Origin of the sequence: Aeromonas diversa CDC 2478-85 (assembly GCF_000819805.1) — a bacterium.
GTDB classification, from domain to species: domain Bacteria; phylum Pseudomonadota; class Gammaproteobacteria; order Enterobacterales; family Aeromonadaceae; genus Aeromonas; species Aeromonas diversa.
In genome coordinates this window covers 1-6,265 of sequence record NZ_CDCE01000023.1, presented here as the reverse complement: position 1 = coordinate 6,265, position 6,265 = coordinate 1, and the positions used below count along the sequence as shown (strand labels likewise).

The 6,265-nt window shown below is 60.2% G+C and carries 7 protein-coding genes, 1 tRNA gene and 1 rRNA gene; 8 read left to right on the top strand and 1 reads right to left on the bottom strand.

The genetic code is table 11. From position 1 onward, the window contains the following. Positions 1-45 precede the first annotated feature (45 nt). Both BN1121_RS08105 and rrf read left to right on the top strand, forming a co-directional pair. A tRNA-Thr gene (locus tag BN1121_RS08105) sits at positions 46-121 on the top strand. A gap of 17 nt (positions 122-138) precedes the next feature. Continuing rightward, a 5S ribosomal RNA gene (rrf, locus tag BN1121_RS08100) occupies positions 139-253 on the top strand. A 97-nt stretch (positions 254-350) separates the two neighbouring features. Here rrf and BN1121_RS08095 read toward each other — a convergent pair. Further along, on the bottom strand, positions 351-1,127 hold the full coding sequence (locus BN1121_RS08095) for a helix-turn-helix transcriptional regulator (protein WP_005363648.1): 777 nt from the start codon (positions 1,125-1,127) through the stop codon (positions 351-353). 157 nt (positions 1,128-1,284) lie between these two features. Here BN1121_RS08095 and BN1121_RS08090 point away from each other — a divergent pair, with 157 nt between their 5' ends. The 6 genes from BN1121_RS08090 to BN1121_RS08065 are packed head-to-tail and all read left to right on the top strand — an operon-like array spanning position 1,285 to position 6,139. Continuing rightward, on the top strand, positions 1,285-2,043 hold the full coding sequence (locus BN1121_RS08090; protein WP_081606492.1) for a DUF3450 domain-containing protein: 759 nt from the start codon (positions 1,285-1,287) through the stop codon (positions 2,041-2,043). Further along, positions 2,040-3,335 (top strand): MotA/TolQ/ExbB proton channel family protein, encoded by a 1,296-nt coding sequence (locus BN1121_RS08085; protein WP_005363643.1) that lies wholly within the window; start codon positions 2,040-2,042, stop codon positions 3,333-3,335. The genes BN1121_RS08090 and BN1121_RS08085 overlap by 4 nt, the downstream gene beginning before the upstream one ends. Next, positions 3,335-3,850 (top strand): MotA/TolQ/ExbB proton channel family protein, encoded by a 516-nt coding sequence (locus BN1121_RS08080; protein ID WP_005363641.1) that lies wholly within the window; start codon positions 3,335-3,337, stop codon positions 3,848-3,850. Before BN1121_RS08085 ends, BN1121_RS08080 begins: the two co-directional genes overlap by 1 nt. Before the next feature lie 13 nt (positions 3,851-3,863). Then, the gene (locus BN1121_RS08075; protein WP_005363640.1) at positions 3,864-4,265 is read left to right on the top strand and encodes an ExbD/TolR family protein; all 402 of its coding nucleotides are present in this window, start codon (positions 3,864-3,866) and stop codon (positions 4,263-4,265) included. Beyond that, on the top strand, positions 4,262-4,957 hold the full coding sequence (locus tag BN1121_RS08070; RefSeq protein WP_005363639.1) for an energy transducer TonB: 696 nt from the start codon (positions 4,262-4,264) through the stop codon (positions 4,955-4,957). The genes BN1121_RS08075 and BN1121_RS08070 overlap by 4 nt, the downstream gene beginning before the upstream one ends. 3 nt (positions 4,958-4,960) lie before the next feature. Further along, positions 4,961-6,139: a tetratricopeptide repeat protein gene (locus tag BN1121_RS08065; RefSeq protein ID WP_005363632.1), complete on the top strand. Its 1,179-nt coding sequence runs from the start codon at positions 4,961-4,963 to the stop codon at positions 6,137-6,139. Positions 6,140-6,265 lie beyond the last annotated feature (126 nt).

Genomic DNA, 6,265 nt, shown 5'->3' with positions numbered 1-6,265 from the left:
ACCCAATTCAGAGATGACGCAACGCGTTGTTTCGACCGGTTTTGTGCTGATATGGCTCAGTCGGTAGAGCGCATCCTTGGTAAGGATGAGGTCCCCAGTTCGATTCTGGGTATCAGCACCATAAATTAAAAGTTTTTGCCTGACGGCAATAGCACGATAGAACCACCTGTTCCCATGCCGAACACAGAAGTGAAATGTCGTAGCGCCGATGGTAGTGTGGCAGATGCCATGCGAGAGTAGGACACAGTCAGGCACCTATTCAAAAGAAGCCTCCCAATCGGGAGGCTTTTTTTTTGGTCATGGAGAATGCTTTCCTATATTCTCGGCGTCCCGTTTTCTATCCAGGTCGTTCAGGATAGGCGAATATTTGTGATACTCACTTCATCGAGTGAAGGTACGATGAGACCACTGGAGATCGTCTTTGCGATAGCCTGGTTGCGATTTCGAGAGTCGGTTTTGTTCGTGACTTGAGTCAGGTGAAAGTTAACGGTTCTCTCGCTAATCCCAAGAATGGTCGCAATCTCCCAGGATGTTTTACCTTCACTAGCCCAAAACAGGCATTCCTTCTCTCTGCTCGACAGTGTGGTCAGGTGACGCGCAATTTCAGGTTTGCGTTTAACCAATTCCAAAGCCGCATTGAAGATATAGCTGGCACAGAATGAGAGTGTCGGCACATTTTCAAACATCAGCTCACTATTACTGCGCTCCTTCGTTATGAAAGAGAGAATCCCTCTTTCGCCATTCGGGCTGTAGAGAGGAAATGAGACGCCATTACGGACGCCAAAATCTTCTGCCAGGTTCATCACGTCCCGGCTGCTTGGGGGTAGCCAGGGTTGGTTGTAATCCAGCGAATTCCAGAAAATCGGTAGTGTTTGTCTCAGACCCAGACAGACAATGGGATCCTGAGTGAGGTAGCGGTTTTCGCAATATGCCTGAAACCAGCTGAGCGGGCAGTTGTTGAATAGGGCTACATGGGATTTGTTCATGCTGATTGGAAAGATGATCAGCAGGCGAAAGTAGTCAAACCCCATCTTGTGGCTGAATCGTTCCAGAGCTGTCTGCATCTCCATGGTACTTCTCGCCCTGGTGAACGTCTCGATGTGCCCCCAAAGCTTATCGTTGTGCAAGTGACTCTCCTTTTGTCGACAGAACCGGCAAGTGACGTACAAACACTCGGCTCACCTTAGCCACCCACTGAAGGGGTCGCAACGAAATTCCATGATTTGCTTCATGGCCTCAACTTTGGGATAATGATAAGCGTTATCAACAATGATGGCTGCGACCATGACTAAGAGTGCGCTGGCATTCCTCTTGCCGTTTTGCTTTACCCATTTGGCCTGTGCTCAGTCACAGGTGTCGAATGCGTTGATGGATGATCTGGCCTCAGGAGAGGCCTCTCAGAAAAAAGTAGCACAGGTAGCCGATGCTGCCGTAATTGCTCGCCAGGAGCTGCAGGCGGCTGAGCGTCAACTCAAGGATCTCACCTCCTATAACCAGTACATGCAAGGCATGGTGGCCGACCAGGAACGTGAGCTGACTACGCTACAAAACCAGCTGAACGAGGTGGAGCTGACCCGCCAGGGCCTGGTGCCCTTGCTGCTCAAGATGCAGTCTGACCTCGAGACCTGGGTGGCCAGCGATCTGCCACTGCGCTCGACCGATCGGGCCGCGCGCCTGCAGACCCTGAAAGAGACCCTGGCCCGGGCCGACGTGAGCGAGGCCGAGAAGTTCCGTGTCTTGTTGCAGGCGTATCAGGTGGAGGCCGAATACGGCAGCCGCCTCGATGTGTGGCAGCAGCATCTGACGCTGGAGGGAACCGAGCGCTTGGTCGACGTGGTCGCACTGGGACGTATCGCCCTGCTGGCCATGACCACCGACGGCTCTGGTGCCTGGCGATGGTCTGCCGAGGTCAAGGCATGGCAGCCGCTTGATGCGGCCTGGCACGATGCTATCGGCCAGGCGATCGCCCTCGCCAAGGAGAAGCAGACTCCGAGCCTGCTCACCTTGCCTCTGTCTACCGCTCGTCAGGAGATCTCTCAATGAAGGCATTACCCCTGATCCTGGCGTTGGCATTTGGCGTCCAGGCAGCCCCGCAGTTTTCGGCCGAAGAACAGGCGCGCGAGCAGGCGGCCGGCCAGGAACTGGCTACTCTAAAAAGCCAGCTGGCTCAGGCCAAAGCCAAGCTCGCCAGTGCCCAGGCAGAAAGCCAGTCGCTCGGCGATCGCTTTGCCAGTAATGAGAAGCAGCTGAGCGAGTTGAACAAGGCGTGGTTGAGTGCCTCAAGCGGCATGGATGAGTTGTTTGCCGTCAGCCGCCAGGGAGCCAAGGAGGCCATGACCCTGCTCGAGGCCTCTGCCGTGCAGGCCCAATATCCTGATCGTCTCCAACCGCTGCGTGCGCTGAGCGATGACAAGACAGTGCCGGATCGCTACGCCCTGGCGCTGCTGCCCGAGCTGCTGCTCGGGGAGATGAAGGCGTCGGCTCAGGTTGCGCGCTTCAGCGCACCGGTGAACGGTGCCGAAGGAGTCGCCGCGACCCAGCCGCTGACCCGTTTCGGTGCCTTCACCCTGGCGGCCGAGCAGGGTCTGGTGCAGGGGACCCCGCAAGGGCTGCAACCGATTGCCAACTTGCCGGGCAAGGTGCTGGATGGTTATCGCGATTATCAGGGGGCGGAAGGCGAGGCGGTGGCCATCGACCCTTCCCATGGCGCCGTGCTGGCCATGTTGGCCGAGATGCCGACCTTCACCCAACGGCTGCAACAAGGTGGCACGGTCGGCTACATCATTCTGGCGCTGGCCCTGGCCGGTCTTGGCATCGCCGGGGTGCGCCTGGTGCTGCTCTCTCGTGAACTCAAGGCCGTGCGTCGCCAAGTGGGCGAGTCGGTCCTCGACGAGCACAACGCGCTGGGGCGTGTGCTGGCAGTGGAGAAACAGTATCCCCACCTGCCGATGGAAACCCTGGAACTGCGCCTCGATGAGGCGATCTTGCAGGAAAACCCGCGCCTTGAGCGCGGCATCGGCATGGTCAAGGTGATCGCCGCAGTGGCCCCCATGTTGGGCCTGCTCGGTACCGTGACCGGCATGATTGGCACCTTCCAGGCCATTACCCAGTTCGGAACCGGCGATCCCAAGATCATGGCCGGCGGCATCTCGATGGCGCTGGTGACCACGGTGCAGGGTTTGGTGGCGGCTATTCCACTGATCCTGGCCCACAGCCTGTTGCAGTCGCGTTTCAGTGAGCTCTCCAACCTGCTTGAGCAGCAAGTGGCCGGCATCCTGGCCGAACGTGCCGAAGCCACCGGTCTTACCCAGAGCAAGACGGAGCGCGTTGCCTGATGATGGCCGTGTGGGAACAGTTGCAGCAATTCATGGGGCGTGGTGGCCCCATTCTCTGGGTGATCCTGGGACTACTGCTGGTGATGTGGTGCCTGATCCTGGAGCGGCTGCTCTATCTGTGGGGAGGCTATCGCGCCGTGCAGCATTCGCTGCTGACCAACTGGCGTGCCCGCGCCGAGCGCACCAGCTGGCAGGCCAAGGCGATCCGTACCCGCTGGATCGCCCAGGCCGAGCTGGAGCTGCAACGTCATCTTCTCTTTATCCGCACTCTGGTGGTGCTCTGTCCCATGCTGGGACTGCTCGGCACCGTCACCGGCATGATCGGGGTGTTTGACGCCCTGGCCATGGCCAACCGTTTCAATCCCGAGAGCATGGCCAGCGGCATCTCACGTGCCACCATCCCGACCATGGCCGGGATGGTCGTGGCCCTCATCGGGGTATTGATCCTCAGCCGTCTCGAGAGCCAGGCGCGCCGCCTGCTCGAACAGACTCGCGATGGCATGGGCGCCGAATAGGAAGTTGTAACCAATGAGAAGACAACCCAAACGTCAGCGTGACGAAATCCAGATCGACATGACCCCCATGCTCGACATCGTCTTCATCATGCTGATCTTCTTCATCGTCACTACCTCTTTCGTCCGCGAGGCGGGGCTCGAGGTGCATCGTCCCGAGGCAACCCAGGCCAAGGCCCAGAAGTCGTCCAGCATCATGTTGGCGATCGGTGCCAAGGGGGAGATCTACCTCGACCGCAGGCCGGTCGATGTGGAGCGCGTCAAGGCCAGCCTGGCGCGCATGCTCGCCGAGCAGCCGGAGGCCAGCCTGGTAATCCAGGCCGACGAGCGGGTGCCCCATGGCCGCGTGGTGCGGGTGATGGACGAGGCCAAGGCCGCCGGTGTGGCCAATATCGCCGTGGCGGTGACGCCGCGATGAAGCGCTATCTCACCAGCCTGCTGCTCGGGGTGCCGCTTACCTTGGCCGTGCTGCTGTTCATGGCAACCCTGGTCGAGCCCGATCTGCGACCGCGTAGCGCGAGCGAGTCGCGCAGCATCGTCATCAAGATGCAGGAGCCTGACCTTCAGGTGGCGACCCAGGAGCGTCCGGTGCCGCCGGAACCCGAGCCACTGCCTGAGGTGGAGCCCATGCCGACCATGCAGCCGGTCTCTACCCCGGCGCTCAGCCTGGAGCCTGTGCCCATGGTGGCGCCTCCCCTCGATATCGCGGGGGTGAGCCCGGTCACCTTGGCCATGCCCGATGTGGCGCCCGGTGCGCAAGATCCGGCGGCGTTTAGTGGCAACTTCCATGGCCAGCAGGCGGGCAGCCCGAACGGGGTAGCCGGCGGGGCGGGGATCGGTGTCGGTGGTCTGCTGACCCCGTTGCAACGGATCGAACCGACTTATCCCTATCGCGCCAAACAGGCCGGTATTGAAGGCGATGTCGTCCTCAGGTTTGTGGTCGATGCCGACGGTAAGGTGCAGGATGTGACCATCGTTTCGGCCAAACCACGCGGCCAGTTCGAGCGGGCCGCCATGCAGGCCCTGCGCAAGTGGCGCTATCAGGCGAGCAAGGGAGAAACCGGCTCTATTCCTCAGGTGGCGACCTTCAAATTCAGGTTGGAGAATTAAGCAATGAAACGACTCTGGTTGTGTGCCCTGCTTCTCGCCGGGCAGAGTGCCTGGGCCATCACGGTGAGCCCGGGCTTTTCACGCCAGCTGGCTCCCGTGATGAAACTCTACGAAGGCAAGCAGTGGCTGGCAGCCGAGACCAAGGCTGCCGCGCTCAAGCCGGGTACCCCGGCCGAGCAGGTCTGGTTGGCACAACTGCGCGCCTCGGCCGCAGCCAACAGCGGGCGCTGGGATCTGGCTGCCCGCCAGGTGGCGTTGGCGCTGGTATATAAGGAGTGGCCCAAGGAGCAGCACCGTGCGCTATTACGGCTGCAAGGGGACGTCGCTGCCCAGCAGGAGAACTGGCCCCAAGCTATCAGTAGCTACAAGGCTGCGCTGGCCCTGCAAAGTGACAAGGATCTGCAGTTCCGTCTGGCGGGCCTCTATTTCCACAATCGTCAGTATGCCGAGGCGGCGAATCTGAGTGAGCAGCTCCTGCGTCAGAGGTGGCACAAGGGCACCGCCATCATCCGCCTCTCTGCCCTGCATGGGCTCAAGCGCTATGGGCAGGCGGCCGATGTCGCCGAACAGCTCATCGCCCGTGAGCCGAATGAAGGCAAGTGGTGGCAACAGGCAGTGTCGCTGCGGCTCTCCGCCCGGCAGGGCCGGGAGGCGCTGGCCCTGCTGCAGACCGCGGTCGACCGCAAAGTGCTGAGTGAAGAGAGTACCCGCAATCAGCTGGTCCGCCTCTATGCCTGGCAGGGTCTCCCTTATCGTGGCGCTCGTCTGCTCGAGACCGCCATCGCCAGCGGCAAGTTGTCCGCCTCTGCCGCGAACCTGCAACTGCAGGCGCAGCTGTGGGAGGGCGCGCGGGAGTGGGGCAAAGCGATCACGGGCTGGCAGACGCTTGCCGCGCTTAATAAAGAGGGTAAGCCTGCCCTGCGCGCTGCCGAGTTGATGCTTCAGCAGGGGCATGGCGAGGAGGCGAGAAAACAGCTGATTGCATTGCAGCGTGTGACTGGTAAAGAGGGGCTGCGCGCCAAGGCCCTGTTGGTGCAACTCCACTTGCAGGCTGAAAACTATGGCGAGGCACTACAGTTGGCGACCCAGCTGCGTGGTAGCCGGGAGTGGCAGCAGAGAGCCGATAGCTGGATCGCCTATATCCAGTCACGCCAGAGCGAAATGGAGCGCAAGGCCGCTTAAATCGCCACTAAAAGTATAAAAAAGGAGCCTTCGGCTCCTTTTTTCAGCAAACAAACCAAAAACTCATAAAACTTTGAAAAAAGCCTTGTCATCGCGGCGCGCCTCCCTATAATGCGCCCTCACCAG